Origin of the sequence: Mesorhizobium qingshengii, from assembly GCF_900103325.1 — a bacterium.
Lineage (GTDB): Bacteria > Pseudomonadota > Alphaproteobacteria > Rhizobiales > Rhizobiaceae > Mesorhizobium > Mesorhizobium qingshengii.
The window spans coordinates 50,310-74,952 of record NZ_FMXM01000023.1 but is presented as its reverse complement, the minus strand read 5'-3'; the positions used below and the strand labels follow the sequence as shown (position 1 = coordinate 74,952).

The following is a 24,643-nucleotide window of genomic DNA, read 5'->3' as shown; positions in this document are numbered from 1 at the left end:
AAGGAACCCCCATCATGACCGATCACGCTCTGAACGCTGGCGAGGCACCGAGGCCCGGCATCGGCTTCGTCGAGAAATACCTGACGGTGTGGGTGGCGCTGTGCATCGTCGCCGGTGTGGCGCTCGGCCATTTGCTGCCAGGCGTGTTCGGCGCCATCGCGGCGGCCGAAATCGCCAGGGTCAACATTCCCGTCGCCGTGCTGATCTGGCTGATGATCGTGCCGATGCTGTTGCGCGTCGATTTCGCCTCGCTGGCCAGCGTCGGCACCTATTGGCGCGGCATCGGCGTGACACTGTTCATCAACTGGGCGGTGAAGCCGTTCTCGATGGCGCTGCTCGGCTGGCTCTTCATCGGCTGGCTGTTGCGGCCGTGGCTTCCCGCCGCGCAGATCGATTCCTACATCGCCGGGCTGATCATCCTGGCCGCGGCACCGTGCACGGCAATGGTGTTCGTGTGGTCGAACCTGACGCGCGGCGAGCCGAATTTCACGCTGTCGCAAGTGGCGCTCAACGACGCGATCATGATCGTCGCCTTCGCGCCCATCGTCGGCCTGCTGCTCGGCCTGTCGGCGATCACCGTGCCATGGGGCACGCTGGTGCTGTCGGTGGCGCTCTACATCGTCCTGCCGGTGATCGTCGCGCAGCTGGTCCGCGCCCGGCTGCTGGCGGCGAAGGGGCAGGGCGGGCTCGATGCGCTGCTGGCCGCGCTGCAGCCCTTGTCGCTGGTTGCCCTGCTGGCGACGCTGGTGCTGCTGTTCGGCTTCCAGGGCGAGCAGATCATCGCCCAGCCGCTGGTGATCGCGCTGCTGGCGGTGCCGATCCTGATCCAGGTCTACTTCAACTCCGGCGTCGCCTATCTGCTCAACCGCATCTCCGGCGAGCGGCACTGCGTGGCCGGGCCATCGGCGCTGATCGGCGCGTCGAACTTCTTCGAACTGGCGGTGGCGGCGGCGATCGCGCTGTTCGGGCTGAATTCGGGTGCCGCACTCGCGACCGTCGTCGGGGTCCTCATCGAGGTTCCGGTCATGCTGTCGGTGGTGTGGATCGTCAACCGCAGCAAGGGCTGGTACGAAGAGGGCGCCGCCGTCAGGAACACCATGTCGACAGAGAGGGCCGCGAAATGACCGTCACCATCTATCACAATCCGGCCTGCGGCACGTCGCGCAACACGCTGGCGATTATCCGGCAGTCCGGCGAGGAGCCGGAGGTGATCGAATATCTGAAGACGCCGCCGTCACGGCAAAAGCTGGTCGAGCTGATCGCGGCGATGGGCATGACACCGCGTGAGTTGCTGCGCGAGAAGGGCACGCCCTATGCCGAACTCGGCCTTGCCGATCCGAAATGGTCCGATGACGATCTGCTCGATTTCATGCTGGCGCATCCGATCCTGATCAACCGGCCGATCGTCGTCAGCCCGCTCGGCGTCGTCCTGGCACGGCCGTCGGAAAAGGTGCTCGACATCCTGCCCAACCCGGAGATCGGCGCGTTCACCAAGGAGGATGGCGAGGTGGTCATCGCGGGCAAGCGCGCCGGCTGATCATATTTCCATATTTTTCGAAATAGGGTTGACGGGTCGAAAAGCGCCGTGTAGCTTATTTCGATGAAACTCGAAAAAGCAGCCTCCCAGCTCGAAGCGCTCGGCAATCCGACGCGGCTTCAGCTTTACCGCATCCTGGTGCGTGCCGGCGAGGGCGGGCTACCTGTGGGCAGCATCCAGGGCAAGCTCGACATTCCGTCCTCGACGCTGTCGCACCACCTCAAGCGGCTGGTCGACACCGGCCTCGTCACGCAGGAGCGGCAAGCGACGACGCTGATCTGCCGCGCCAACTATCCCGGCATGAATGCGCTGATCGGCTATCTCGCCGACGAGTGCTGCGCCGATGCCAGTTGCGCGCCCGCCGTCGGCAAGGCGATGGCTTGATTTTTTTGCCTCAATAATTCGAAGATACCGGAAGGATCGAACCAATGGACACGATGGCAAACCTTCCCGTCGCGGTGATCGGCGCTGGCCCGGTCGGCCTCGCCGCCGCCGCGCATCTGGTGCAACGCGGCATCCGCCCGCTCATCCTGGAACGCGGTGAAAGCGTTGGCGCGGCGCTGCTCGAATGGGGCCATGTGCGGGTGTTCTCGCCTTGGGAATACAATATCGACACGGCGGCGCGGGCGCTGCTCGACCGCTCCGGCTGGACGGCGCCGGCCCTGCGGGGCCTGCCGACCGGCGGCGAGATCGTGCGCGATTATCTGGCGCCACTTGCAGCACTTCCCGCGATCGCCGCCAATTTGAAACTCGGCGCCGAGGTCACCGCGATCACCCGCCAGGGACATGACAAGGTCGCCAATGAGGGGCGCAAGGACGCCCCCTTCGTCATCCACTATCGCGATGCCGGCGGCGAGCACCGCGTTCTCGCGCGCGCCGTCATCGACGCGTCCGGAACATGGTGGCGGCCGAACCCGATCGGCGTCGACGGGTTGCCGGTTCCCGGCGAAGGCGCGGCCTCGGCGCGCATCGCCTATGGCATTCCCGACGTGGTCGGCAAGGCGAGAAAAGACTATGCGGGCAAGCGTGTCCTCGTCATCGGCGGCGGCCACTCGGCCATCAACGTCGCGCTGGCGCTGATGGAGCTGCAGGACGCGGCACCGGGCACCGAGATCTTCTGGGCGCTGCGCCACGGCAGCGTCGAAAGATTGCTTGGCGGCGGGCTGAACGACCAGTTGCCCGAACGCGGCGCGCTGGGGCTGGCCGCCAAGCAGGCGATGGCGGACGGCAGGCTGAACATGCTGGCGCCCTTCGCCGTCAACCGCATCGCAATGCAGGGCGAGGGGCTCGCCGTCGACGCCAGCCTGGCCGGCAAGCCGTTCAGCCTTGCCGTCGACCGTATCGTCGTCGCCACCGGCTTCCGGCCCGACCTGTCGTTCCTCAGCGAAATCCGCATCGCGCTCGATCCCGTTGTCGAAGCGCCGCCGGCGCTGGCGCCGCTGATCGATCCGAATTTTCACTCGTGCGGCACCGTCCCGGCGCATGGCATCCGCGAACTCGCCCATCCCGAACCCGGCTTCACCATCGTCGGCTCGAAATCCTACGGCCGCGCCCCGACCTTCCTGATGGCGACCGGCTACGAGCAGGTCCGTTCCGTGGTCGCCGATATTGCCGGAGATCACGCAGCGGCCCGCGAGGTGCGGCTGGTGCTGCCGGAGACCGGCGTGTGCAGCGCCGATGTCGTGACCGGACCGGAAAGCGCCGGTTGCTGCGGCGGGCCTGCTCCCGCCACTGTCGATGCCTGCTGTGTCAGGGATGCCGACGCCAAGGCAAGTGGCGCGTCGGGCTGCGGCTGCGGAACCGATGCCAAAGCCAGAAAAGCCGTGGCGGCCGGCGTCGATGCCTGACCGGTCCGCCCTGCGCAAGGCGATCTGGGGGCTCGGGCTGACCCAGATCATCGGCTATGGCACGCTCTATTACAGCTTCTCGATCCTGGCGCCGGCGATGGCCAGGGAATTCGGCCTCACGCAAGGGTGGGTGTTCGGCGCCCTGTCCGCCTCGCTGTTCGCCGGCAGCCTGTTCGCGCCGACGGCGGGGCGCTGGGCCGACCGGTTCGGCGCCGGGCGCATCATGACCATCGGCTCGGTCGCCGCAGCCACGGCGCTGGCGCTGTGCGCCGTCTCGCCCGGCCGGGTGACGTTCGTTCTCGCGCTGCTGGCGATGGAGCTGGCTTCCAGTTTTGTCCTCTACAGCGCCGCCTTCGTGGCGATCGTGCAGATCGGAGTCCTGCGGCCGCAACGCAGCATCACCCACCTGACGCTCATCGCGGGATTCGCCTCGACCCTGTTCTGGCCGCTGACCTCGGCGCTGCATACCCATCTGACATGGCGCGAGGTCTACCTGCTGTTCGCGGTGCTCAATCTCGGGCTCTGCCTGCCGATCCACGCCTGGTTGATGCGCCTGTCGCGCCGCCACGCGACGGTCGCGCTGCAAGGCGAGGGACGAGCCCTGGCGCATGAAGCGGGGGCGCCGCTCGATCCGCGACGCGGACGGGTGGCGTTTCTCCTGATGCTGGCGGGTTTCGCCACCGAGGGTTTCGTGCTGTCGGCGATCCTCATCCACATGGTGCCGCTGACGGCGGCGCTTGGGCTGGGCACCGCCGGCCTCTTCGTTTCGACCCTGTTCGGGCCGGCGCAGGTCGCCAGCCGGCTGGTCAATATGCTGTTTGGCGGGCGCCTTCAGCAAACGCATCTCGCCGTCATCGCCGCGTCGCTGCTTACTGCCGGGCTGTGCGCGCTGCTGTTGACCACGCCATGGCTGCCCGGCGCGTTCCTGTTCGTGTTCCTGTTCGGCCTCGGTTCCGGCCTCACCAGCATCGTCGGCGGCACCTTGCCGCTGGAGCTCTTCGGCCGCGAAGGCTATGGCGCGCGGCTGGGCTGGGCGAGTGCCGCCCGCCAGTTCACATCGTCCTTCGCACCGTTCGCGCTCGCCTTCATGATGGCGCGCACATCCGTCGCCAATTCGCTGTGGGTGCTGGTGGTCGTCGCCGCGACCGGCGTGATCGCCTTCCTCGCCATCGCGCTTTTGAGATCGCGCGCCGGCCGGGTTGCGTTTGCGATTGGCGGCAATCCGGAAGAGGCGACCTAGCCCCGGATGCGGAAGGTTTCACCGTTTGTTGGAAAATCGCGCGACCTTCGGGATTGGACAAAACCAGCTCTCCAATTGCCACTTTGCCATGAATCACGGATACTCCGATCCGACCCCGACTACTTACTACATCCCCTGAAGCAAAACGCGTTTATGCGTAAACGCATTTGCTCCAACTGATTGTTTCGACGCGTCCTTGCGATTCCGGCAAATCTCAAGACGCTTTGGACATCCTGTAATTCCCCTCGAACCGGGACAAGCGACCATGATGAAACATCCAGGGTTCCTGGGGTTCCCGGACAAGCTGCCGGGCGGTGCCGAACCCCGTATCGTGCTGTTCGGCGCCCCCTATGGCAGCTACTATCTCGGCACGGACAGCAGCGGCTATGCCCAGGCCGCAACTGAGATCCGTGCGGCCAGCGCGGAAGATGCCGATCTCGTCGACAATTGGGATTTCGATCTCGACGGCCCCCTGTTCGCCGGCCACGCGGCGTGCTGCGTGGATATCGGAGACCTCCCCACGCGCATTCAGGACAACGCCCGGAACAGGGCGCTCATCGAGGCAAAGACGCGTGAGATCCTTGCTGCGGCCGCCACCCCTGTGATGATTGGCGGCGACGACTCGGTGCCTATTCCCTTTTTTGCCGGCTTTTCCGAGTGCGGCCCAATCTGGATCCTGCAGATCGATGCGCATATCGACTGGCGCGACGAAATCCATGGCGAGCGCTTCGGTTATTCGAGCCCGATGCGGCGCGCCAGCGAGATGGCGCACGTCGCCGGGATCGTCCAGGTCGGCATTCGGAGCGTGGGCAGCGCGCGGTCCTCGGAATTGGAAGCCGCAAAGCGCTACGGCTCAAGGATCGTTACGGCGCGGGAAGTCCACGCGCGGGGCATTGAAGCCGCGATCCGGCATATCCCCGAAGGGGCAAGGATCGTGATCACGCTCGATTGCGATGGCCTCGACCCCAGCGTGATGCCCGGCGTGGTGGCCCGCACACCCGGCGGCCTGAGCTACATGCTGGTGATCGACCTGATCGAAGCCGCCAGCAGACGCGGGCGCATCGCCGGATTTGATCTGGTCGAATTGCACACGCCTTCCGATATTGGCGGCATTTCGGCCCTGACCGCGGCCCGCATCCTGGTCAATGTGATCGGCAGGATCGTTCGGCAGGTTTGAACCCGGGCTCTTTCCCGGCGCATGATGCGATCACGCCGAAACGCTTATTCGCTTTCCCTTGATTCCAAGCATTCTTGCGATCGCTGCCGCTCCGGCAAAATCGCAGATGGGAGATCGCCGTCCAACCCGAAACCACAGCTGACGAAACGCCCTGAATACGGCGCTCTCAATGCCTGAGGATCTTGCTCAGGAAGGCGCGGCTGCGGTCGGTCCTGGGATGCGAGAAGAACTCGTCCGGGGTGCCGCTTTCGACGATGGCGCCGGCGTCCATGAACACTACGCGCTGAGCGACCTTGCGGGCAAAGCCCATCTCATGCGTCACCACCATCATGGTCATGCCTTCCTCGGCGACCGCCACCATGACGTCGAGCACTTCGGAAATCATCTCGGGGTCGAGCGCCGAGGTCGGCTCGTCGAACAGCATGATCTTGGGCCGCATGCCGAGGCAGCGCGCGATCGCCACGCGCTGCTGCTGGCCGCCGGAAAGCTGCGCCGGGTAGGCGTCGACCTTGTCGGCGAGACCGACCTTGGCCAGCAATTCGCGCCCGGCCTGTTCGGCCTCGGCGCGCGGGATCTTGCGGACATGGATCGGGGCGAGCGTGACGTTCTCGAGCGCGGTCTTGTGCGGATAGAGGTTGAACGACTGGAAGACGAAGCCGATCTCGGTGCGCAACTGCGTCATGTTGGTGGCGGGGTCGCCGAGGCGCTGGCCGTCGACGATGAGATCACCATCCTTGATCGTCTCCAGGCCGTTGATGCAGCGGATCAAGGTGCTCTTGCCCGAGCCGCTCGGGCCGCAGACGACGACCACTTCGCGCGGCTCGACGCTGAGCGTGATGTCCTTCAGCACGTTGAGCGCGCCGAACCATTTGTTGACGCCGCGAAAGTCGATCATGCCGGTTTTGGTCATGGTTGCCGGACCTTTGGGGTTCGATGTCACAACTGCACCTCGCCATGGGCCGCGCCCATGCGGCGTTCGAGCCGGCGGGCCAGCATGATCAGGGGATAGCAGACGATGAAATAGCCGACGCCGACGAGGAAGAACACCAGCAGGCCGTTCGGCACACGCTGCACCACCAGCCAGCCGACGCGGGTGAGGTCGGTGAGCCCGATCGCCGAGACGACCGAGGAATCCTTGATCAGCAGCACATATTGCCCGACCAGCGGCGGCAGCACGATGCGCATCGCCTGCGGCAGCACCACCTGGCGCATGCGCTGCCAGCGCGACAGGCCCGACGCAAGTGCTGCCTCGACCTGGCCGGTCGGCACCGAGCGGATGCCGGCGACGACGATCTCGCAGATGAAGCAGGCGGCCAGATTGGTGAGCGCGATGATGCCGGCGGTGAAGGCGTCGAGCTCGATGCCGAACTCCGGCAGGATGAAGAAGATCAGGAAGATCTGCACCAGGAACGGCGTGCCGCGGATCAGGTCGACCCAGGCGCCGATCACCGAACTGATCAGCCGGTTGCCGCCGGTCCGCAAGATGCCGAGGCCGAAGCCGAGCAGGGTGCCGAGCACCAGGCTGATCAGCGACAGCACCACTGTCATGCCGAGGCCGCGCAAGGCGAGGGGATAGGAGCCGGCGAGGCTGAGGAATTGTTGCCAGATCATGTCCGCGCCCCCGCTGTGCCGAGCCAGCGGCTGGAGAGGGCAGCCAGTCCCTTCAGGCAGTAATAGAGCAAGAGGTAGAAGGCGGCGATGGTGAGAAACCCTTCCGCCGGCATGAAGCGGTCGGAGGCGAGCAACTGGCCGGCGCGCGTCAGCTCGGCGACCGAGATCAGCGACAGCAGCGCGGAATCCTTGACCAGCACGATCGCCTGGCCGAGCAGCGGCGGGATCGTCACCTTGAAGGCTTGCGGCAGGATGACCAGGCGCATGCGCTGGACATAGGTCATGCCCGAGGCGACGCTGGCTTCGACCTGGCCGCGCGGGATCGACAGGATGCCGGCGCGAATGATTTCAGCGACATAGGCGCCGCTGTTCAGCGACAGCGCGAGGATGCCGACGACCAGCTCGGGCAGGACGAAGCCGAGCCGGGGCAGGCCGAAATAGAGGAAATAGAGCTGCGCCAGCAGGGGCGTGGCGCGCACGGCGTCGATATAGGCCTTGGCCGGGGCGCGAAACAGCCAGCCGCGCTGCAGGTTCATGGCGCACAGGACGATGCCGACGGCGAGCGCGCCGACAAAGGACAGCGCCGACAGCCAGACGGTCGTGATCAGGCCCTGCCCGAACAGGGGCAGGTACTCGACGATGGTGCGAAAGCTGAAGTTCTCGAGCATCGTTGGGTGAAGTCCCTGAGGCGCCAAAGGCGACGGACGAAGCAAGTGATGAAGCGAATTCCAGGCGGCTTCGCGGCGCCGGAGGCGCGCGCGAAACCGCCTGGATCTATCGCTGCTTAGTGGTCCTTCTTCCAGGCGTCGGAATTGACCCAGTAGTCGAGGTTCTTCTGCAGGCGGCCGTCGATAGTGACCTGGTTGAGGAACAGGTTCATCCAGATCAGCAGGTCCGGCTCGTCATAGCGCGTGGCGAAGGCAAGCGGCTCCTTCGACAAGAGGTCCGGCATGATGGTGAAGGTGCCGGCCGGATACGCGGTCGACTGGCCTTTCACCGCCGAGACGTCATTGACGCCGCAATCGGCCTGGCCGTTGTTGACGGCGTCGAGCAGCAGCGGACCGCCGCCCTTGTAGCTCTTGATGTCGGCATCGGGGAAGGCGGTCTTGGCTTCCTTCTCACCGGTGGCGCCCAACAGCACGGCGATCTTGGTGCCCTTGGCCTTGCAGTCCTCGGTGGTCTTGAACTTGCTGTCGGCCTTGGTGAAGACGGTGCTGCCCGTATACATGTAAGGCGTGGTGAAGGCGACCTTCATGCCGCGCGCCAGCGTCGGCGTCATGTCGGCGACCAGGAGGTCGGCCTTGCCCGACAGCAGCGCCGGGATCAGGCCGTCCCAGTCGAAGTCGAGGAAGGTGATCTTGACGCCCATTTCCTTGGCCATCAGTTCGGCGAGTTCAACCGAACTGCCGGTGCGTTCGCCATTGGCGCCGACCAGCGAGAAGGGCGGTCCTTGGGTCTGCACGGCGACGCGCAGTTCGCCGCGCTTGGTGATGTCGTCGAGCGCTCCGGCACTGGCGGCAGCGGTCAAGCCCGCGAGTGCAAGTCCGGCGATGAAAAGTCTGGCAATCTTCATGTGGCATTCCTCCCTGTTGTTGTTTGCCCGCGGATTCCCTTGGGCTCCTTTTTTGAACGGCGGGCGCCATTGCCGGCGGCCACCGTTCGAAAATCTGTCTCCTCAGTACCAGGCCACCGTCTCGGCAACCTTGATGCCGCGCTTGGCCAGTTGGTCGAAGAATGGTCCATCGGGCACATGCAGCAGCGGGTTGAGCAAGCCTGGTGTGGTGATCTCGCGCCGCGCCAGCATCTGCGCCACGATGCTGGCGGGATAGCCGACGCCGAGGCTCATGCCGAACAGGCCCGAAGCCAGGTCGCGCTCGATGATCAGGTCCGACGTCACCGTCTTGGCGCGGCCGCCCTCGAGGCCGGAGAAGACATTGCGCATCACGCAAAGGTCCTTTTCGCCGGGGCCATATTGCAGTTGCGGCCCGAGCAGCCGGCCGAGGAATTCGCGCGGGCTGATAGTGGTGCCGGCCACCTTGTCCTCGGACAGGAAACCGAGCTCCTTCAGCGGCGCCCAGAACGCCGACCATCCGGGCCAGCGCAGCGTATAGCGGCCCGAGCGGCGCAGCCCCTTGGCGGTGGAAAGCATCTCGACGTAGTGCAGCGCATCGCCATTGGGGAAGGCCTCCAGCCTGCCCAGACCGGCGACCTCGATCTCGTGGATGAAATGATTGTCGTGCTGCCGGGCGGCCGGCACGGCGACCCGCTCGCCGTCCTCGATCATCACGCTGTCGCGGTTCTGGCTGACCAGGACCATGTCGAAGTTCCAGCTCACTTTGTAGCACAGCGGCTTGGCCATCGCCTTCGGCTCGGGGATGCCGCCGCAATAGGAATCGATGGCGGTGATGGAGTCGAACTGCTTCGCGGCGCGCGCGTAGAGCACCAGGTCGATGCCGGGGTCGAGCCCGCATTCGGTCATGATCGAGACGCCGGCCTGTTCGGCGGCCGGCGCCAAATCGGCGATGGCCTTGCCGTAATTGGTGGTGACTAGCGGCGTGCGCGTCGCGATCGCGGCCTGGACCGCCTCGCGCATCAGCGGCTGCGGCAACAGGTCGATGACGGCGTCGACATCCGCCAGCACGCCGGCCACGGCCGGGCCGATCGCGCCCTCGGGCACAACGAAGCGCACGCGGGCAAGGTCGGTCAGGCCGCCAAGCCGGGCCGGGCCATCAGGTGCCGTGTCGACGCAAACCACTTCCTCGACACCGCTGGCGACGAGATCGGCGATCGCCGCCCGGCCTTGCAGGCCGAGGCCTCCGAGAACCGCGATCTTCATGCCGGCTCCTTGCGGACGCTGTCGTCCGACCAGCAGCCTTCGGGCAGGCTGACCCATTTGTTGCAGGACGCCATGACGACGAAGGTCTCGCTGCGCACGACTTCGCCCGGCTCGCCGGCGCCCGGGATCAGCTCGCTGGTGACGCGGTAGAGGTCGGCGACGTCACCGGCCACGGTCACGTCGACGATGATGTCGAAGCGCCCGGTGACCACCGAAGCCGAATTGACGAAGGGCAGTTCGGAAATCCGCTGCGCCAGCTCGCGGGCCCGGCCGCGCCCCTGGGCATTGATGCCGACAATGGCCGAGATCAGCTCGGGGCGCTCGGTCAGGTTCAGCAGCCCGACGATCTTGAGCAGGTTGCGGTCGAGCAAATTGCGCAGCCGCGAGCGCACCGTCGGCACCGAAATCGCCAATATCTCGGCGATGCGGTTGATGCCCGGTTGCGCGTCCTGCGACAGCTGTTTGACCAGCCGCCGGTCAGTCAGATCGAGATGTTCCCGCAAAGGTAAGTCTTTCACAAAGAGAAAAAACATCGGCAATTTCTTTGCCTATATGCAAACAAGCTATGTCACGGATTTTTGAAAAGCAAGGCAATGATTCCACGCTGATGGGGATATGTCGGCGCTGCCCGCGCGCGGTTGCGGGCGCTGGCTCGGCTTCAGGCCAGTGCGGCGGCGAGCAATTTTGCCTGCGGCGTCAGTTCGTCGAAGCGGCGGGCGCAGAGGTTGAGCTGGCGCGTCGCCCAGTCGTCGGTGAGCCGCAGGCCGCGCAGCGTGCGGGCCGAGCGGCGCGCGGCACTTTCCGGCACGATGGCGATGCCGGCGCCTTGCGCGACGAGCCGGCAGACATTGTCGAGGCCGGGCACGCGGATGCGGACATGCAGATGGCCGCCAAGGCGGGCGGCCTGGCGCGTGATGTGCTCCTGCAGCGCATGGCCGGTGCTCAGGCCGACGAAGGACTCGCCGAGCACATCAGAAAGGCTGGCGGTGCGCCGGCCTTCGAGGCCGGGCCAGTTGCGCGCGGCGATCACCACCAGCCGATCGACGAAGAACGGCTTCTGCTCGAGATGCGCAAGGCCGGCCCAGGTCGCGGCGATGCCGAGGTCGGCGGCGCCGCTGGCCACCATTTCAGCGATCTCGTGGCTGGGGCGCTCGTCGAGATCGATGTCGATGCGGGGATGCGCGACAAGGAAGGCCGGCAGGGTGTCGCGCAGGAGTTCGGCCGTGGCGGCGGTGTTGGCGGCGAGCCGCACGCGGGCGCGCAGGCCCTCGGCATAGGCGCCGAGGTCGCCGGTCATCGCCTCGATCTGGTTCTGCACCGCCCTGGCATGGTGCAGCAGGGCCTGTCCGGCCGCCGTCGGCACCACGCCACGGCGGCGGCGCTCCAGCAGCGGCGCGCCGAGGCGCTCCTCCATGCCCTTGATGCGGGCGCTGGCCGAGGCGAGCGCGAGCCCGGCAAGTTCGGCGCCATGGGTGATGCTGCCGCGCTCGGCCACCAGCAGGAACAGTCGGAGATCAACCAGATCGAAGCGCATCTTTTTTGCCTCCCGCTATCTCCATCAGCCTTCGTCCAGGCCGAAGGCTGGTACCGCAATTTCCACATTGTGGCCGGCCGGCATCTTCGTCAAACCATTTGCGATGGAGGTGTGCGATGAGCGAACGAGCTTCTGGCCGGTCCGGCATTCTTGAAGGCATGGCGATCGTGCTGGCCGTCGCCGTGGCCTGCCTTGCGGCGGCGCGGGCGGAGCCGGGCCCGCGAGGATGCGCGACGGCGGTTGCTCCCGTCAGCCGCGATGCCGCGCCGATAAAACCCAGCCCGGATGCCGATGCCACCGACATGCTGCTGCATGATTGATCCTATCCTGAGAGAGCGATCATGCTGAGCGCCGGTGTCATTGCCTGGGTCGGCGTCGTCTTCCTCGCCGCCGGCTTCGTCAAGGGCGTCGTCGGCATGGGCCTGCCGACCGTGGCGATGGGGCTGCTGGCGGTGACGATGCCGCCAGCCGAGGCCGCCGCGCTGCTGCTGATCCCGTCGCTGGTCACGAACCTGTGGCAATTGTTGACCGGCCCATCCTTCGGCGGCCTGTGCAAGCGGCTGTGGACGATGATGGCCGGGGTCGTGTTCGGCACCGTCGCCGGCGCGGGCCTGCTCAACGGCACGCATGCGGGCGTGGCCTCGGCGGGGCTCGGCGTGGCGCTGGTGCTTTATGCCATCGTCGGACTGGCCAGGGCCCGCTTCGCCACGCCGGCGCACCACGAGGCCTGGCTGTCGCCGCTGGTCGGCGTGGCGACCGGGCTGGTCACCGGCGCCACCGGCGTCTTCGTCATTCCGGCCGTGCCCTATCTGCAATCGCTGCGGCTGGACAGGGAAGACCTGATCCAGGCGCTCGGCCTGTCCTTCACCGTGTCGACAGCGGCCCTTGCCATCGGGTTGTTGAGGGAAGGCGCCTTCGCGTCGCCGACGGCGCAGCTGGCGGGGTCGATCGCGGCATTGGCGCCGGCGCTGGCCGGCATGTTCATCGGCCAGGCGCTGCGCCAGCGGATGAGCGTCGAGACCTTCCGCACGGTGTTCCTTGCCGGGCTGCTGGCGCTCGGCCTCTATCTTTCGCTGGAGGCGCTGCGCTAAAGCTGGAAGCAGCAACGAAAGGCATCGCATGAGCAGCGCGTTTCCGCAGATCCACCTTGTCCGGCATGGCGAGACGGCGTGGAGCCTTTCGGGGCAGCACACCGGCCGTACCGACATACCGATGACGCCGGCCGGCGAGGCGGCGGCGCGGGGCGTCGCGGATCGCCTGAAAGGCCTGTCGTTCTCAGCCGTGTGGTCGAGCCCGTCGCAGCGCGCCTATAACACCAGCGTGCTCGCCGGCTTCGGCGCTGAAACCGTCAAGAAGGACGATCTGCAGGAGTGGGATTACGGCGCCTATGAGGGGCTGACGACCAAGCAGATCCTGGCCGAGCGGCCGGGCTGGACCGTGTTCCGCGATGGCTGTCCGCAGGGCGAGATGGCGGCCGATGTCGGCGCCCGGGCGGACAGGATCATCGCGGAATTGCGCAAGGCGAATGCCGACATACTGGTGTTTTCCAGCGCGCATTTCCTGCGCGTGCTGGCGGCGCGCTGGGTCGGCCTGCCGCCCGAAGGCGGCGCCCTGTTCGTGCTCGATACGGCCAGCATCAGCGTGCTCGGCTACGAGCATGATCTGGCCGAGCCCGTCATTCGTGAGTGGAACCAGCAGTAGGGCCAGTTCTGCCCGGGCGCCGGCCGGTTCAGTACTATTTGTCGAACTTCCTGATCGCTTCGGCGGTGACGGGCGTGAAGAAGTTGACCAGATTGCCGTCCGGGTCGCGGAACAGCAGCGAGCGGTTGCCCCAGGGCATGGTGGTCGGCTTCTGCACGGTTGCGTCCTTGAGGACGTCCGACAGCCTGGCGAATTCCGCATCGACGTCGCCGACACGGAACTCGATGATGGCGGTGTGGTTGTCGGCGGGACGGGCGATGTCGCCTCCGAACAGCATCAAGGTGCGCGTGCTGCCGATCGCCAACGTGCAGGCCGGCGTCACCAGTTCCGCGAAGTCTTCCGTGTACATGGTCACGGGCATGCCCGTAATCTCACCGTAGAAGCGCACCAGGCGCTGAACGTCGGACGTGATGATGCGGACGGAGACGAAATTCATCGCATTGTTCCCTGATTGCTGGAGCCACGACCGGACCCATCAGCGATCTATAAACGAGCCCTCCTGACAGCTTCCCGTCAGGATGCGGGCCAGACAGGCGGCAGGTTACCCGCCCACCAACACCAGCTCCTCCGGCGTCAAATGCCGCGCGGTGCCCTTGGCGAGGTCGCCGAGCCGCAGGCGGCCGATGGCGATGCGGATCAGGCGCTTGACCTCGATGTCATGGGCGGCGAGCAGGCGCCGGATGTGGCGGTTGCGGCCCTCGTCGAGCACGATCTCCAGCCATGCGGTGCGGCCGCCGCTGCGCAACAGCTCGATCGCGTTCGTCGTGAGGGTCTCGCCGTCGACAGTCACGCCGGCGCGCAGTGCATCCAGCATGGCTTCGTCGGGCACGGTGCCGACCTGCACGTGATAGGTCTTGGGCAGATGCGAGGCCGGGTCCATCAGCCGGTTGGCGAAGCGGGTGTCGTTGGTCATCAGCAGCAGGCCTTCGCTGGCCTTGTCGAGGCGGCCGACCGGCGAGACGAAGGGCAGGTCGAGCCCTTCCAGGCAAGCATAGACGGTGTCGCGCTGCTGCGGGTCGTCGCGGGTGGTGACCAGCCCGCGCGGCTTGTTGAGCATCAGATAGACCTTGCGCTCGGCAACGACCTGCTCACCGTCGACGACGATGCGGTCGCGGTTGAGGTCGACGCGCTGCGAGGCATTGCGCGCCACCTTGCCACCGACCCTCACGCGCCCTTCCGCGATCAGCACCTCGGCCTGCGTGCGCGAGCACAGGCCAAGTTTCGACAGCGCGCGGTTGAGGCTGACGCCGGCCACCGTATTGCCGATGGGCGGCCTGCTGGTGGGCGGCCTGCCTCCGGGTTGTTTCTGGCGTGGTGTCATCTTGTTTCGGATCGGCCCTTTGATGTCGACAGATGCCATGGGTGGCGCGGGTATCGCAAGCGGCCGCCGGCGCGATGGCGCGAACGACGGCGCAAGGGATCATCCGGCATCCGATTGCCGGTCACCTCGCGGCGGTTCGTCCTTGTTCTTGATCAAGGTTTCGGCTCGGCCGCCAGGCTATCGTTGAGTCGGACGTTCACCGGTGAGGCTCGTCGGGCATCGGCCGGAGTTTAAATTCCGGAATTTGCACGTTGATATTGTTGGTTTCCTGGCGATCTCAGGCTTGCGGTCCTGTTATCACACTGAGACATAATCGCGGCATGGATGCTGTGCATCGGTGCCGCGAAGCACGCGGGTGCTGAACCGGCCATGACTTCGGTCGAACCGGCCGCCAGGGGAAATTGACATGGCCGAGTTGCCGACAGACCCCTTTCCCGGCCTTTCAGAGGCCGAGGCGCAAGCCAGGCTTGCCGCCGAGGGGTACAACGAACTGCCGAGGTCCAACCAGCGCACGCCGTTGCGGATTGCCTTCGAGGTCATCCGCGAGCCGATGCTGGCGCTCCTGCTTGGCGGCGGCGTTGTCTATCTCATTCTGGGCAATCTGGAGGAAGCGCTGATCCTGCTGGCCTTCGCCACGATGTCGATCGGCATAACCATCATACAGGAGACGCGCACCGAGCGTGTTCTGGAAGCGCTGCGTGATCTCACCAGCCCTCGCGCCCTGGTCATACGCGGTGGTGAACGCAAGCGCATTGCCGGTCGCGAGGTTGTTCGGGGGGATCTCGTCGTGCTCGGCGAAGGTGACCGGGTGCCGGCCGATGCCAGGCTTGTCCAGAGCCAGGATCTGCAGAGCGACGAATCCCTGCTGACCGGCGAATCCGTGCCGGTCCGAAAGATTGCCGCCGACGGCGCCCCGCCACTGACCGAAAGCCGGCCAGGCGGCGACGACCTGCCTTTCATATTCTCGGGTTCGCTGATCGTTCGCGGTTCAGGCCTGGGCGAAGTCCTGGCGACGGGGCCACGAAGTGAAATCGGCAAGATAGGGCACTCGCTGAGTTCAATGGAGACCGAACCGCCGCGACTGCAGGCACAGATGCGGCGCGTCGTACGCATTTTCGCACTGGTCGGCGGCGCGGTCAGCGTCGTCGCGGTCCTGCTTTACGGGCTTCTGCGGGGCGGATGGCTTGACGCCGTGCTCGCGGGCATCGCGCTCGGCATGTCCATGCTGCCGGAAGAGTTTCCCGTCGTGCTGACGATCTTCATGGCCATGGGTGCGTGGCGCATATCACAGGCGCGCGTCCTGACCCGCAGGGCCGCCGCGATCGAAACGCTTGGCTCGGCGACGATCCTCTGCACCGACAAGACAGGCACGCTCACCGAGAACCGGATGACGATCGCCGAACTTCGGTCGGCGGATGGAAAGTCGTTTCGGATGGCGGACAGGCCGGGCACCGACCTGCCGGCGGCATTCGCCGATCTGGTCGAGACGGGTGTGCTTGCCAGCGCCCAGATTCCTTTCGACCCCATGGAGATCGCATTTCACAAACTCGGCAAGGAACGGCTGTCCAGGCACGACATTCTGGGCAATCCGGATTGGCGACCGGTCCATGCATATCCGCTTCGACCCGGCCTGCTGGCGATGTCGAATGTCTGGCAATCGACAGGTGGCGACGGCAATTCGCTGGTTGCGGCAAAAGGTGCGCCAGAGGCGATCGGGGCGCTATGCCATCTGAACGCAAAGGACTTCAAGGCCTTGAAGGGCTCGGTCGAGGCCATGGCGACCGAGGGGTTGCGGGTGCTCGGCGTGGCCCGCGGGTCTCATCGCGGCACCGACTTGCCGGAGACGCAACACGATTTCGAATTCGAATTTCTCGGGCTGGTCGGCCTGACGGATCCGCTGCGCGCGAGTGTTCCCGAAGCCGTGAGCGACTGCCGTTCGGCCGGCATCAGGGTGATGATGATCACCGGCGACTATCCGGCAACCGCCAAAATGATCGCGCGCCAGGCCGGCCTCGATGCCAAAAGCGTCGTGACCGGAAGCGAGATGCAGGCGCTTGGTGACGACGAGCTGGCACGACGCTTGAAGACCGCAACCGTGTTCGCGCGCATCATGCCCGAACAGAAACTTCGCATCGTCAACGCGCTGAAGGCGAGTGGTGAAATCGTCGCCATGACGGGCGACGGGGTCAATGACGCGCCGTCGCTCAAGGCCGCCAATATCGGGATCGCCATGGGTGGCCGTGGCACCGACGTCGCGCGCGAGGCGTCGTCGATCGTCCTGCTCGACGACGATTTCGGTTCAATCGTCAAGGCAATTCGGCTTGGCCGCCGCATCTTCGACAATCTGCGCAAGGCGATGGGGTTCATCTTCGCGGTCCACGTGCCGATCGCGGGCCTCTCGCTGCTGCCGTTGCTTTTTGGCCTGCCGATCCTGTTCGGGCCGATCCATATCGCCTTTCTGGAGATGGTGATCGATCCCGTGTGCTCGCTGGTTTTCGAGGCTGAAAGCGAGGAGGACGATGTCATGCGCCGTCCGCCCCGCAATCCGGACTCGCCACTGTTCTCCGGGGCGTTGATCAGGTGGGGGCTGGTCCAGGGGACGCTCGCCTTCGCGCTTCTCGCGGGCATTTACCTGTTCGCCCTGAAACAGGGCATGGCCGAGAACGAAATCCGGGCTCTGACGTTTTTCTCGCTGGTGCTGACAATCGTGGGACTGATCTTTGTCAACCGCTCCTTCAGCGCATCGCTTCGGACCGCCCTGATCAGGCCGAACCGATCGCTCATGATCGTTGTCGTGGCCGTCGCTTCAATGCTGGGCGGGACGCTCCTGTGGCCATCTGCCACCAATCTGTTCCGCTTCGGACCTCTGCATCTCGACGATCTGGCGCTGACGCTTGCGGCTGGATTTGCCGTGCTGGCATGCCTGGAGTTGCTGAAGCCATTCTGGCGGGCGCAGCTGGAGGCCTGACAATGGCTCAGACCGCGGTGCCGACCAGTGCGCCGATGCCGGCGGTGAGCGCCATGGCGAAGGCGCCCCAGAAGGTGACGCGCAGCGTTGCGCGAACAATGTTGGCGCCGCCCGCTTTGGCGCCGATGGCGCCCAGCAGAGCGAGGAAGAGCAGGGACGCCACCGAGACCGCCAGCACCAGCATCGAGGCCGGCGACACCAGCACCATGAGCAGCGGCATCGCAGCACCTACGCTGAAGGTCGCCGCCGAGGTCAGCGCCGCCTGGATCGGCCGCGCCGTGGTCATTTCGGAGATGCCGAGTTCATCATGGGCGTGCGCGGCCAGCGCATCCTTGGCCATGAGCTGATCGGCGACCTGGCGCGCCAGGCCCGTCTCCAGCCCGCGCTTGACGTAGATTTGGGCCAGTTCCTCGCGCTCGAATTCCGGCTGGGTCCTGAGTTCCTCGCGTTCGCGGGTAAGGTCGGCATTCTCGGTGTCCGACTGGGAGCTGACCGAGACATATTCGCCGGCCGCCATCGACATGGCGCCCGCCACCAACCCGGCTATGCCGGCGACCAGGACCTGCGAAGTCGGCGCGGCGGCCGACGCCACGCCGACGATCAGGCTGGCGGTCGAGACGATCCCGTCATTGGCCCCCAGCACGGCGGCGCGCAGCCAGCCGATGCGCGACACCAGGTGGCTTTCGACATGCAGGCGGCTCATGCTTTTCTCCTGATCGTGCCTTCGAGTTTCGTGGCTGCGGCGACTGTATTGGAAATCGTGCCGTATTTGCGGACGTTCTTGTGCAGCAGCTCCAGCCGCTGGTCGGTTTCATCGGTGTCGACGACAAGCTCGTAGTCGATGGAAGCAATCCCCGGCGGGCTGTCGCGTCGAACCGCATGCAATGCGACCCTGACGCCGCGCAGTTTGAAACCGAGCATCGGGGTGACGCGCTCGATACCCTTGATCATGCACGCGGCGATCGCCGCAAGAAGCAGTTCGGCCGGATTGAAGGCATCGGCCCGGCCCTCGAGGCAGGTGTCGAGAACGAGCGTGGCGTTCTTGGTGGTGGCCACGCTGCCTCGTGCATCGGTCCGTCTGGCTTCAACGCTGTATTCGAACATGGTGCCACCTGTTTCGCCGCTGGCAGGCGCCGTTTTGGCGCTTCTAGCCTCTTTTCAGGAGCCCGGTGTTGATCCAGGTCAGAAGTCTGATCGGCATCTTGAAATGTCGGGTCGGCTTGGCCACAGTCCCTATCGAACAATCAGCATGGGGCACGTGCTGAAGGACAGCACCTCTGTCGCATGGCCGACAGCAGCATCCTTGTGAGCCCCCATGACATCCGCGGCACTTGGTTGTCAGTCAGGTCGTTTGCGTCCGGTAACCATTGCCCTCGCGAGGTTCTCGTGATGCACGAAGCTTGCCAGGATTACGCCGAGAACGTGGAAGACAATCAAGCCAAGCGTTATGCTGGCAATCACTTCGTGGGACTCACTGAAGGCACTCCTGCCTCCGCGTTCTCCGACCTGATTCTCGTCGTCTTCGACGGTCTGCGCTCCCCCGATAGATGATGTCTGCGCGTACAGTGGGGCCAACGGCCCGGCAGCGTCTTCTTCAGCATACCGGACAAGCCCGGTCACCACCGTCGCAGCCAGGAAAGCCAAAAGCGCGATCACCATTGCGCCGCCGGCCGGGCTGTGCCCGACGTAGCGCTTTGCACGCGCACGCACGAGGTCCCAGAGGTAGTGGGTGGCCGCTACCGGACCGGTGATGAAGTCAGAAAACCGCGCATGGCGCGGCCCGACAAATCCCCACACGATACGGGCGAAGACCAGCGCTCCGACAATGTAGCCCGCCCACACGTGGACGATCTTTGCGTCTTCCGTAAGGTATGCAACGAAAAATCCGACGGCGACCGTCCAGTGAGCTATGCGAACAAAAGGATCCCAGACCTGTACGTCGGAGGAAGCTCGAGCGTGCATACCGTCAACTCCTTGCTGGAAGTCCATCAGAAACAGGCAAGTCGGCTTCCCGTGCCTTGACCTGGATCAAAGCGCTGCAGCTGTTCACCCGATGGACCAATGATCCTGACGCTCACCGCAGCAGGCTGACGATGTTGGATATTTGGGGTATCGAGGCCGATCTGCGGCACCGCATTGCCATGGCAAGCCGCTCAGGGCGATTTCACAGGTTCCTGTAATCTTCGCCCGCTCTCGCTGCGCACCGACAGACCACGCTTTCATTGACACAGGTCAAGTTCGCAACCGGTGCCCGTGCTAAAAGTCCAAAATTTGGAAGAGAAATCAATGCTCTCGCGTCGTCGTGCTCTCATCGCGTTGCTGGGCGTCTCCGTGGCATGGACGTCGGCGATCGGTTTGACTCAGTCCCAGGCAGCACCGTCGAACAGCACGTTTACTGGAGCTTGACCTCGCTCCCCTCGGCAAGGCTGGCAGGTGGGTAGACGACGACGATCTCGCCAGGGCGCACGCCCTGCGCCACGGCTGCAACGCGTGCTGAAAGCCGCGCAACCTCAATCCCTCGGAGATGAACGCGGCCTGCTTCGACAACGAAGACGCTCCAGGCATCGCCGCGCCGGAACAGGGCTCCGATCGGCACGACGATTGCCTGGTCGTTCTCGTCGACCACGATCTTGACCTCGACGCGGTAGCCATCCCCCAAGCTGGCCCACGTCTCTCGTGGCGAGGTTATGTCGACGACCACCCAGACGCGCTGCTCCTCGACGCCGAGCGCGGAGACTTTGGTGAAGCCGGAGGGCTCGACGCGCCGCACGGCCCCATGCAAATCCGTGGGGCCGCCCCAGCGCTCGATGATCACCTTGTCGCCCTCCCTTATTCTGGCGGCATCGGTCGTCAAAACGTCGACGGCAATTTCGAGATCGCCAGGATCACCCAATTCGAGCAACGGGGCTGCCTGCGCGACAATGGTCTCGCTCTCCTGCATGACCCTGAGAACGCGGCCGTCGATGGGGGAGGATACCGGGAAACTCTCGCTGACCTCGGAATTGTCGGCGGAGTTCAGTGCCGCGCGCGCCTGTTCCAGAAGATGCGTGGCCGCGTGCCAGCGCCGCTCGGCGGCATCGGTTTGTCGCTGCGTGGAGCGGAACAGGAATTCCTCACGCTCCAGCTGAGCCGCGGCCGCCACGTTGCGCTTGACGAGCTCCCTCGTGCGTTCGAGATCCGCACTGGCTTGAGCCAGCAGCACCTTGGCCTGCTCGTGAAGCGATGCCGTCTCCTCGACTGCCGCCTCGGCGGCACCGACCTGGGCCTCGAGTTCCAGCCGCACGCGGGGGTCGAGAAGCGGCGAAACCGGCGGCGTAATAGTCGCCAGCTTCTGTCCCGTCCGCACGGTATCGCCGGCCTTGAGTGTCAACCTCTGGATACGCCCGGACAAAGGCGCCGACACCAGATAGCGATCCCGCACGCGCGTGCGGCCGTCCTCTTCAACCGTGTCCTGGAAGCGCGAGGTCACCACCTCGGCGGTTTCGACAAGGGTCGGCTGCGGCATCAGGAGCCAGTAGAAACCCAGTGCCGCAAGCGCCAGCACCAGTGCGCCCGCGATCGAAGTTGTTCGACGCTTCATGTTCAGTCCCTCGTCTTCAGGACAGCCACGAGATCGAGCCTGTCGATCCTGCGGCGGATTGTGATGAAACTGGCAATTGCCGCGCCGATGACCAGGAGCGCGGCGATGGCATAACTGCTGCGATCGATCACAGCGGGGATCTGAAACGACTCGCTCGCACGCGCCGACGCGATCAACTCGATCAGGTACCGACCGATCAGGAGCCCGGCGGGGATAGCCACAATCAGCTCCACGACAAGCTCGCTGATAATGACGGCGGATACCTCACGCCGCGTCAGTCCGATGATGCGCAGGCTGGCCAATTCCCAGGCGCGCTCCTGCAGGGCGATGCGGGCACTGTTGTAGACCACGCCTAAGGCGATCAGCATTCCAAACCCTGAGAGGACCAGCGCGCCGATAACCACCATTCCGCCGATCGTTTCGTTGAACAACGCAAACCACAGGGCCTTGACCGAGCTTCCCTCGATCTTCGGCATTGACCTTATCCTCGACCAGAGCCGTTCAGATTGACCCGGATCGATCCTGAAGGTCGCGAGATTCGCAACGGAACCCTCCCGCATCAGACGATTGAGTGCGGTGCGCTCCATCGTCACCGACGCCCCCAAAATATCGTCCGAAATCCTGCGGACGGTGACTTCTCTCACGGGTCGGCTGCCTTCGAGCACCTCGATCGTGACACTGTCACCGGCCTCGAGGTCGAGCTGCCTCGCGATCGTCCGGCTGAGCATGATGCCATCGGAGGGTACGGCAATCGGCCGTAGCGCGCTGTCTCTCAGCACCTTGAGCTCGGAACCGGAATCCAAACCAGTCGCCGAGGTGCGATAGGCGCGATGCCCAGCTCGCAACGTGATCGGCACGACTCGCTGGACTTCAGCCTCGAGCACGCCAGGTATCGCCCGCAATTCGTAGAGCGCATCCGCCGAGACCGGTTCCGTGAAGGTAACAAAGGCGTCACCGCGCTCGATGCGTCCAAAACTTACATCGATCATGTAGTCGATGGCGTCGAACCAGTAGAGCCCGAACAGAATGAGCGGAATGGCCAGCGCGATTCCGACGGTCGTCAACAGCGTCCTCACGGGCCGTCCGAGGATCGTGCGCGCCGCTATCACGTACTGGAGCGGAATTCGCTGGCTGCCAATCGTCTGCAGCCAGCTGAAAGTGTGCAACGCGGGCGGCGTCTCGGGACGCATGGCTTCGGCGGGAGCAAGCATGGCAATCCGGTATACCGCCGATGCCGCGGCAAGGTTCGCCGCGCCGACGCTGACAAGGGTCGCCGCAACGAGCAGCCATGGCTCCAGTTGCGCCTCCAGCGATGGAAACCGGAAGAAAGCGGCATAGCTCCCGACGACCCCAATCGCGAACCAGCGCCCCACGACCAGACCTATCGCCGATCCCAGCAATGCGATGGCGGTGACCAGCTTGAAGTAGTGGAAGGCGATGGTCCGGTTCGCAAACCCCAACGCCTTCAGCGAAGCGATCTGACCCCGTTGTGCTTCCACCATCCTGCCGATGACGACGTTGAGCAGGAACGCCGCGATGCCGAAGAAGACCGACGGCATGACGATGCTCAGGGTCTCCTGCTCCGCCAGTTCATCCTTGAGAAAGCGGTGCGACGGCTGATCGCTCCGGCCATAGGCTCCGGTGCCGCCGTATGGCGCCAGCAAACGATCGACCTCTTCGAGGACATGCTGCGGCCCTGCGCCGGGCGCCAGAGTCATCAGCGCGTCGTTGAAGGCGCCTTTCATGTCAAAGGCGCTTGCCACCGCATCCTCGCTTGCCCACACCACCACGAAATTCCGATCGTCCGGAAGCGGCACCGCGGCGCGGGTGGCAAAGATGAATTCGGGTGACAGGGCGGTGCCCACGACGCGGAAGCCTTGCAGCCGGCCATTGAGCACCACCGCCATGGTTTCTCCGCTCCGCACGGCGCGCGCCTCGGCATACGCCGCGTTGATGATGACTTCTTCCGGATGCAGCGGATCAGGCCAGCGTCCCTGCACGAGATGCAGGCAGTTGAGCAATGGCTGACCCGCGGCCGGGAGCGAGATGACGCGCCCCGAGATCGGGAGGTTGGTGTCCTCGCGGATCACGCGCACCGGCTCGGCGACGCGCGGCTCCACGATGCCAATGCCGTTGATTTCGCGCAGCCGGTCGACGATCGAGAGCGGCGCCCGCGTCATGCCCACGAAGATGTCGGCGAACCGTTCGTTGCGGTAGTGTGCCTCCATGGCGCCGATCAGCGCCTGGTAGTTCGACACCGACATCACGAAGACGGCCACGCCGGCCGCGACGAGCAGCGCGATGCTGAGGACCTGAAGCCGCATCGACCAGAGGTCGCGCGCCACCTTGATGTCCAGGACGTTCACCATGTCACATCCTCGGCCCGGATGCGCCGCGGATTCGCTTCTTCCTTGACGATGCGCCCGCCGCTCAGCCGCAACACGCGATGAGCCATCCCCGCGATTGCCGAGTTGTGAGTGATCACGGCGGTCGTCGTGTTCAGCTCCGCATTGACCTTGGCGATTGCCGCCAGAACCAGCCTGCCGGTGTCGACGTCGAGCGCACCGGTCGGCTCGTCGCAGAGCAAGATATCCGGCCGTTTCACGATTGCGCGTGCCACCGCGACGCGCTGCTGTTCCCCTCCGGACAGTTGTGAAGGAAAGTGACCGGCGCGATGTGACAGTCCGACGAGTTCGAGCGCTTCGGCTGGTGTCATTGGATTGCTGGCGATCTGCGCGACCAGCCGCACGTTCTCCTCGACAGTGAGGCTCGGTATCAGGTTGTAGAATTGAAACACGAAGCCGACATGCTCGCGCCTGTATGTCGTGAGCTGCTCGTCGCTGGCTCCGGTCAGTTCGTGGTCTCGCCAGGTCGCCGTGCCTGACGTTGGAGCGTCCAATCCGCCGAGGATGTTGAGCAGGGTCGATTTGCCTGACCCGGAAGGGCCGAGAAGTACGATGAACTCGCCTTGTCGGATATCGAGGTCGACGTCCTTCAGCGCCAGGACACGTGAATCGCCCGCGCCATAGACCTTGGTCAATCCCCGGGCCACGAATACCGGGGCCAGAGGCTGCATGACTGAACTCTCCACGTCTCGTCCCTGGACTCTCATGCGGACTCCGGTTCCGGCCCACGCCGGACAGGTCCTACAGCCTGGACGGCCTGATCACCTTGACTCTTGTCAAGTTCGGAACCGTGGCAAGCAAACCGCAGGTCCCCAGAGCCAGGCCCGGTATCCCGGTTTTCCGCGTCACCAGCCGCCGTTCGGGAGCCTGGCATTGATCCAGGTCA

Annotated in this window: 25 protein-coding genes; 10 read left to right on the top strand and 15 right to left on the bottom strand. The window is 65.1% G+C overall.

Annotated features, from left to right (window positions below):
* Positions 1-14: 14 nt before the first annotated feature.
* From arsB to BLS48_RS28090, 6 genes are all read left to right on the top strand, one after another.
* Complete coding sequence (gene arsB, locus BLS48_RS28115) at positions 15-1,124, top strand: ACR3 family arsenite efflux transporter (protein WP_091584947.1); 1,110 nt, start codon at positions 15-17, stop codon at positions 1,122-1,124.
* A complete protein-coding gene (gene arsC, locus BLS48_RS28110) occupies positions 1,121-1,537 on the top strand; it encodes an arsenate reductase (glutaredoxin) (protein ID WP_091584945.1) in 417 nt (138 codons plus the stop codon). The genes arsB and arsC overlap by 4 nt, the downstream gene beginning before the upstream one ends.
* 63 nt (positions 1,538-1,600) lie before the next feature.
* Positions 1,601-1,921, top strand: coding sequence for an ArsR/SmtB family transcription factor (locus BLS48_RS28105; RefSeq protein ID WP_091584943.1), 321 nt, complete (start codon positions 1,601-1,603; stop codon positions 1,919-1,921).
* Positions 1,922-1,965: 44 nt separating this feature from the next.
* Positions 1,966-3,384: an NAD(P)-binding domain-containing protein gene (locus tag BLS48_RS28100; RefSeq protein WP_091584941.1), complete on the top strand. Its 1,419-nt coding sequence runs from the start codon at positions 1,966-1,968 to the stop codon at positions 3,382-3,384.
* The gene (arsK, locus tag BLS48_RS28095) at positions 3,377-4,624 is read left to right on the top strand and encodes an arsenite efflux MFS transporter ArsK (RefSeq protein WP_091584939.1); all 1,248 of its coding nucleotides are present in this window, start codon (positions 3,377-3,379) and stop codon (positions 4,622-4,624) included. The genes BLS48_RS28100 and arsK overlap by 8 nt, the downstream gene beginning before the upstream one ends.
* Before the next feature lie 265 nt (positions 4,625-4,889).
* Positions 4,890-5,801 (top strand): agmatinase, encoded by a 912-nt coding sequence (locus BLS48_RS28090; RefSeq protein ID WP_091584937.1) that lies wholly within the window; start codon positions 4,890-4,892, stop codon positions 5,799-5,801.
* A 166-nt stretch (positions 5,802-5,967) separates the two neighbouring features.
* Here the strand turns inward: BLS48_RS28090 and BLS48_RS28085 are convergent, their stop codons facing one another.
* From BLS48_RS28085 to BLS48_RS28055, 7 genes are all read right to left on the bottom strand, one after another.
* Positions 5,968-6,711, bottom strand: coding sequence for an amino acid ABC transporter ATP-binding protein (locus BLS48_RS28085; protein WP_091584935.1), 744 nt, complete (start codon positions 6,709-6,711; stop codon positions 5,968-5,970).
* A gap of 26 nt (positions 6,712-6,737) precedes the next feature.
* A complete protein-coding gene (locus BLS48_RS28080; protein WP_091584933.1) occupies positions 6,738-7,412 on the bottom strand; it encodes an amino acid ABC transporter permease in 675 nt (224 codons plus the stop codon).
* Positions 7,409-8,080: an amino acid ABC transporter permease gene (locus BLS48_RS28075; protein WP_091584931.1), complete on the bottom strand. Its 672-nt coding sequence runs from the start codon at positions 8,078-8,080 to the stop codon at positions 7,409-7,411. The genes BLS48_RS28080 and BLS48_RS28075 overlap by 4 nt, the downstream gene beginning before the upstream one ends.
* A 116-nt stretch (positions 8,081-8,196) precedes the next feature.
* Positions 8,197-8,985, bottom strand: coding sequence for an ABC transporter substrate-binding protein (locus BLS48_RS28070; protein ID WP_091584929.1), 789 nt, complete (start codon positions 8,983-8,985; stop codon positions 8,197-8,199).
* Between the two features lie 102 nt (positions 8,986-9,087).
* Positions 9,088-10,248, bottom strand: coding sequence for a saccharopine dehydrogenase family protein (locus tag BLS48_RS28065; RefSeq protein ID WP_091584927.1), 1,161 nt, complete (start codon positions 10,246-10,248; stop codon positions 9,088-9,090).
* The gene (locus BLS48_RS28060) at positions 10,245-10,751 is read right to left on the bottom strand and encodes a winged helix-turn-helix transcriptional regulator (protein WP_091584925.1); all 507 of its coding nucleotides are present in this window, start codon (positions 10,749-10,751) and stop codon (positions 10,245-10,247) included. The genes BLS48_RS28065 and BLS48_RS28060 overlap by 4 nt, the downstream gene beginning before the upstream one ends.
* A 155-nt stretch (positions 10,752-10,906) precedes the next feature.
* The gene (locus BLS48_RS28055) at positions 10,907-11,782 is read right to left on the bottom strand and encodes a LysR substrate-binding domain-containing protein (protein WP_091584923.1); all 876 of its coding nucleotides are present in this window, start codon (positions 11,780-11,782) and stop codon (positions 10,907-10,909) included.
* Positions 11,783-11,898: 116 nt separating this feature from the next.
* On the opposite strand from BLS48_RS28055, the gene BLS48_RS28050 reads away from it, so the two are divergent.
* The 3 genes from BLS48_RS28050 to BLS48_RS28040 are packed head-to-tail and all read left to right on the top strand — an operon-like array spanning position 11,899 to position 13,483.
* Positions 11,899-12,102: a hypothetical protein gene (locus BLS48_RS28050; protein ID WP_091584921.1), complete on the top strand. Its 204-nt coding sequence runs from the start codon at positions 11,899-11,901 to the stop codon at positions 12,100-12,102.
* Positions 12,103-12,123: 21 nt separating this feature from the next.
* Positions 12,124-12,873 carry a sulfite exporter TauE/SafE family protein gene (locus BLS48_RS28045; RefSeq protein ID WP_091584919.1) on the top strand — a complete coding sequence of 250 codons (750 nt, stop codon included), beginning with the start codon at positions 12,124-12,126 and terminating at the stop codon, positions 12,871-12,873.
* A 28-nt stretch (positions 12,874-12,901) separates the two neighbouring features.
* Complete coding sequence (locus tag BLS48_RS28040; protein WP_091584917.1) at positions 12,902-13,483, top strand: histidine phosphatase family protein; 582 nt, start codon at positions 12,902-12,904, stop codon at positions 13,481-13,483.
* 34 nt (positions 13,484-13,517) lie between these two features.
* Here BLS48_RS28040 and BLS48_RS28035 read toward each other — a convergent pair whose 3' ends face one another.
* Positions 13,518-13,919: a VOC family protein gene (locus BLS48_RS28035; protein ID WP_091584915.1), complete on the bottom strand. Its 402-nt coding sequence runs from the start codon at positions 13,917-13,919 to the stop codon at positions 13,518-13,520.
* Between the two features lie 105 nt (positions 13,920-14,024).
* On the bottom strand, positions 14,025-14,804 hold the full coding sequence (locus BLS48_RS28030; RefSeq protein WP_091585039.1) for a pseudouridine synthase: 780 nt from the start codon (positions 14,802-14,804) through the stop codon (positions 14,025-14,027).
* 406 nt (positions 14,805-15,210) lie between these two features.
* Between BLS48_RS28030 and BLS48_RS28025 the strand changes: the two genes are divergently transcribed.
* Positions 15,211-17,772, top strand: a complete 2,562-nt coding sequence (locus BLS48_RS28025) for a cation-translocating P-type ATPase (protein ID WP_091584913.1) — start codon at positions 15,211-15,213, stop codon at positions 17,770-17,772.
* A 7-nt stretch (positions 17,773-17,779) separates the two neighbouring features.
* On the opposite strand, the gene BLS48_RS28020 is transcribed toward BLS48_RS28025, so the two are convergent.
* The 6 genes from BLS48_RS28020 to BLS48_RS27995 all read right to left on the bottom strand — a co-directional run bounded on the left by BLS48_RS28020 (position 17,780) and on the right by BLS48_RS27995 (position 24,428).
* Positions 17,780-18,475 (bottom strand): VIT1/CCC1 transporter family protein, encoded by a 696-nt coding sequence (locus BLS48_RS28020; protein ID WP_091584911.1) that lies wholly within the window; start codon positions 18,473-18,475, stop codon positions 17,780-17,782.
* The gene (locus tag BLS48_RS28015) at positions 18,472-18,876 is read right to left on the bottom strand and encodes an OsmC family protein (protein ID WP_091584909.1); all 405 of its coding nucleotides are present in this window, start codon (positions 18,874-18,876) and stop codon (positions 18,472-18,474) included. Before BLS48_RS28015 ends, BLS48_RS28020 begins: the two co-directional genes overlap by 4 nt.
* A gap of 234 nt (positions 18,877-19,110) precedes the next feature.
* Positions 19,111-19,761: a cytochrome b/b6 domain-containing protein gene (locus tag BLS48_RS28010; protein ID WP_208604679.1), complete on the bottom strand. Its 651-nt coding sequence runs from the start codon at positions 19,759-19,761 to the stop codon at positions 19,111-19,113.
* A gap of 403 nt (positions 19,762-20,164) precedes the next feature.
* Entirely contained in the window at positions 20,165-21,352 is a 1,188-nt protein-coding gene (locus tag BLS48_RS28005) for an efflux RND transporter periplasmic adaptor subunit (protein ID WP_091584907.1), read from the bottom strand.
* Between the two features lie 2 nt (positions 21,353-21,354).
* On the bottom strand, positions 21,355-23,721 hold the full coding sequence (locus BLS48_RS28000; protein WP_091584905.1) for an ABC transporter permease: 2,367 nt from the start codon (positions 23,719-23,721) through the stop codon (positions 21,355-21,357).
* The gene (locus tag BLS48_RS27995) at positions 23,715-24,428 is read right to left on the bottom strand and encodes an ABC transporter ATP-binding protein (protein WP_091584903.1); all 714 of its coding nucleotides are present in this window, start codon (positions 24,426-24,428) and stop codon (positions 23,715-23,717) included. Before BLS48_RS27995 ends, BLS48_RS28000 begins: the two co-directional genes overlap by 7 nt.
* Between the last annotated feature and the right edge of the window lie 215 nt (positions 24,429-24,643).

Bases quoted from the DNA above. Each gene is read 5' to 3' on its own strand.
- BLS48_RS28005 (WP_091584907.1), bottom strand. From the start codon at position 21,352: ATGAAGCGTCGAACAACTTCGATCGCGGGCGCACTGGTGCTGGCGCTT.
- BLS48_RS28030 (WP_091585039.1), bottom strand. From the start codon at position 14,804: ATGACACCACGCCAGAAACAACCCGGAGGCAGGCCGCCCACCAGCAGG.
- arsB (WP_091584947.1), top strand. From the start codon at position 15: ATGACCGATCACGCTCTGAACGCTGGCGAGGCACCGAGGCCCGGCATC.
- BLS48_RS28085 (WP_091584935.1), bottom strand. From the start codon at position 6,711: ATGACCAAAACCGGCATGATCGACTTTCGCGGCGTCAACAAATGGTTC.
- BLS48_RS28105 (WP_091584943.1), top strand. From the start codon at position 1,601: ATGAAACTCGAAAAAGCAGCCTCCCAGCTCGAAGCGCTCGGCAATCCG.
- BLS48_RS28070 (WP_091584929.1), bottom strand. From the start codon at position 8,985: ATGAAGATTGCCAGACTTTTCATCGCCGGACTTGCACTCGCGGGCTTG.
- BLS48_RS28025 (WP_091584913.1), top strand. From the start codon at position 15,211: ATGGCCGAGTTGCCGACAGACCCCTTTCCCGGCCTTTCAGAGGCCGAG.
- BLS48_RS28035 (WP_091584915.1), bottom strand. From the start codon at position 13,919: ATGAATTTCGTCTCCGTCCGCATCATCACGTCCGACGTTCAGCGCCTG.
- BLS48_RS27995 (WP_091584903.1), bottom strand. From the start codon at position 24,428: ATGCAGCCTCTGGCCCCGGTATTCGTGGCCCGGGGATTGACCAAGGTC.
- BLS48_RS28045 (WP_091584919.1), top strand. From the start codon at position 12,124: ATGCTGAGCGCCGGTGTCATTGCCTGGGTCGGCGTCGTCTTCCTCGCC.
- BLS48_RS28020 (WP_091584911.1), bottom strand. From the start codon at position 18,475: ATGAGCCGCCTGCATGTCGAAAGCCACCTGGTGTCGCGCATCGGCTGG.
- BLS48_RS28040 (WP_091584917.1), top strand. From the start codon at position 12,902: ATGAGCAGCGCGTTTCCGCAGATCCACCTTGTCCGGCATGGCGAGACG.
- BLS48_RS28000 (WP_091584905.1), bottom strand. From the start codon at position 23,721: ATGGTGAACGTCCTGGACATCAAGGTGGCGCGCGACCTCTGGTCGATG.
- arsC (WP_091584945.1), top strand. From the start codon at position 1,121: ATGACCGTCACCATCTATCACAATCCGGCCTGCGGCACGTCGCGCAAC.
- arsK (WP_091584939.1), top strand. From the start codon at position 3,377: ATGCCTGACCGGTCCGCCCTGCGCAAGGCGATCTGGGGGCTCGGGCTG.
- BLS48_RS28075 (WP_091584931.1), bottom strand. From the start codon at position 8,080: ATGCTCGAGAACTTCAGCTTTCGCACCATCGTCGAGTACCTGCCCCTG.
- BLS48_RS28015 (WP_091584909.1), bottom strand. From the start codon at position 18,876: ATGTTCGAATACAGCGTTGAAGCCAGACGGACCGATGCACGAGGCAGC.
- BLS48_RS28010 (WP_208604679.1), bottom strand. From the start codon at position 19,761: ATGGACTTCCAGCAAGGAGTTGACGGTATGCACGCTCGAGCTTCCTCC.
- BLS48_RS28055 (WP_091584923.1), bottom strand. From the start codon at position 11,782: ATGCGCTTCGATCTGGTTGATCTCCGACTGTTCCTGCTGGTGGCCGAG.
- BLS48_RS28090 (WP_091584937.1), top strand. From the start codon at position 4,890: ATGATGAAACATCCAGGGTTCCTGGGGTTCCCGGACAAGCTGCCGGGC.
- BLS48_RS28065 (WP_091584927.1), bottom strand. From the start codon at position 10,248: ATGAAGATCGCGGTTCTCGGAGGCCTCGGCCTGCAAGGCCGGGCGGCG.
- BLS48_RS28100 (WP_091584941.1), top strand. From the start codon at position 1,966: ATGGACACGATGGCAAACCTTCCCGTCGCGGTGATCGGCGCTGGCCCG.
- BLS48_RS28080 (WP_091584933.1), bottom strand. From the start codon at position 7,412: ATGATCTGGCAACAATTCCTCAGCCTCGCCGGCTCCTATCCCCTCGCC.
- BLS48_RS28050 (WP_091584921.1), top strand. From the start codon at position 11,899: ATGAGCGAACGAGCTTCTGGCCGGTCCGGCATTCTTGAAGGCATGGCG.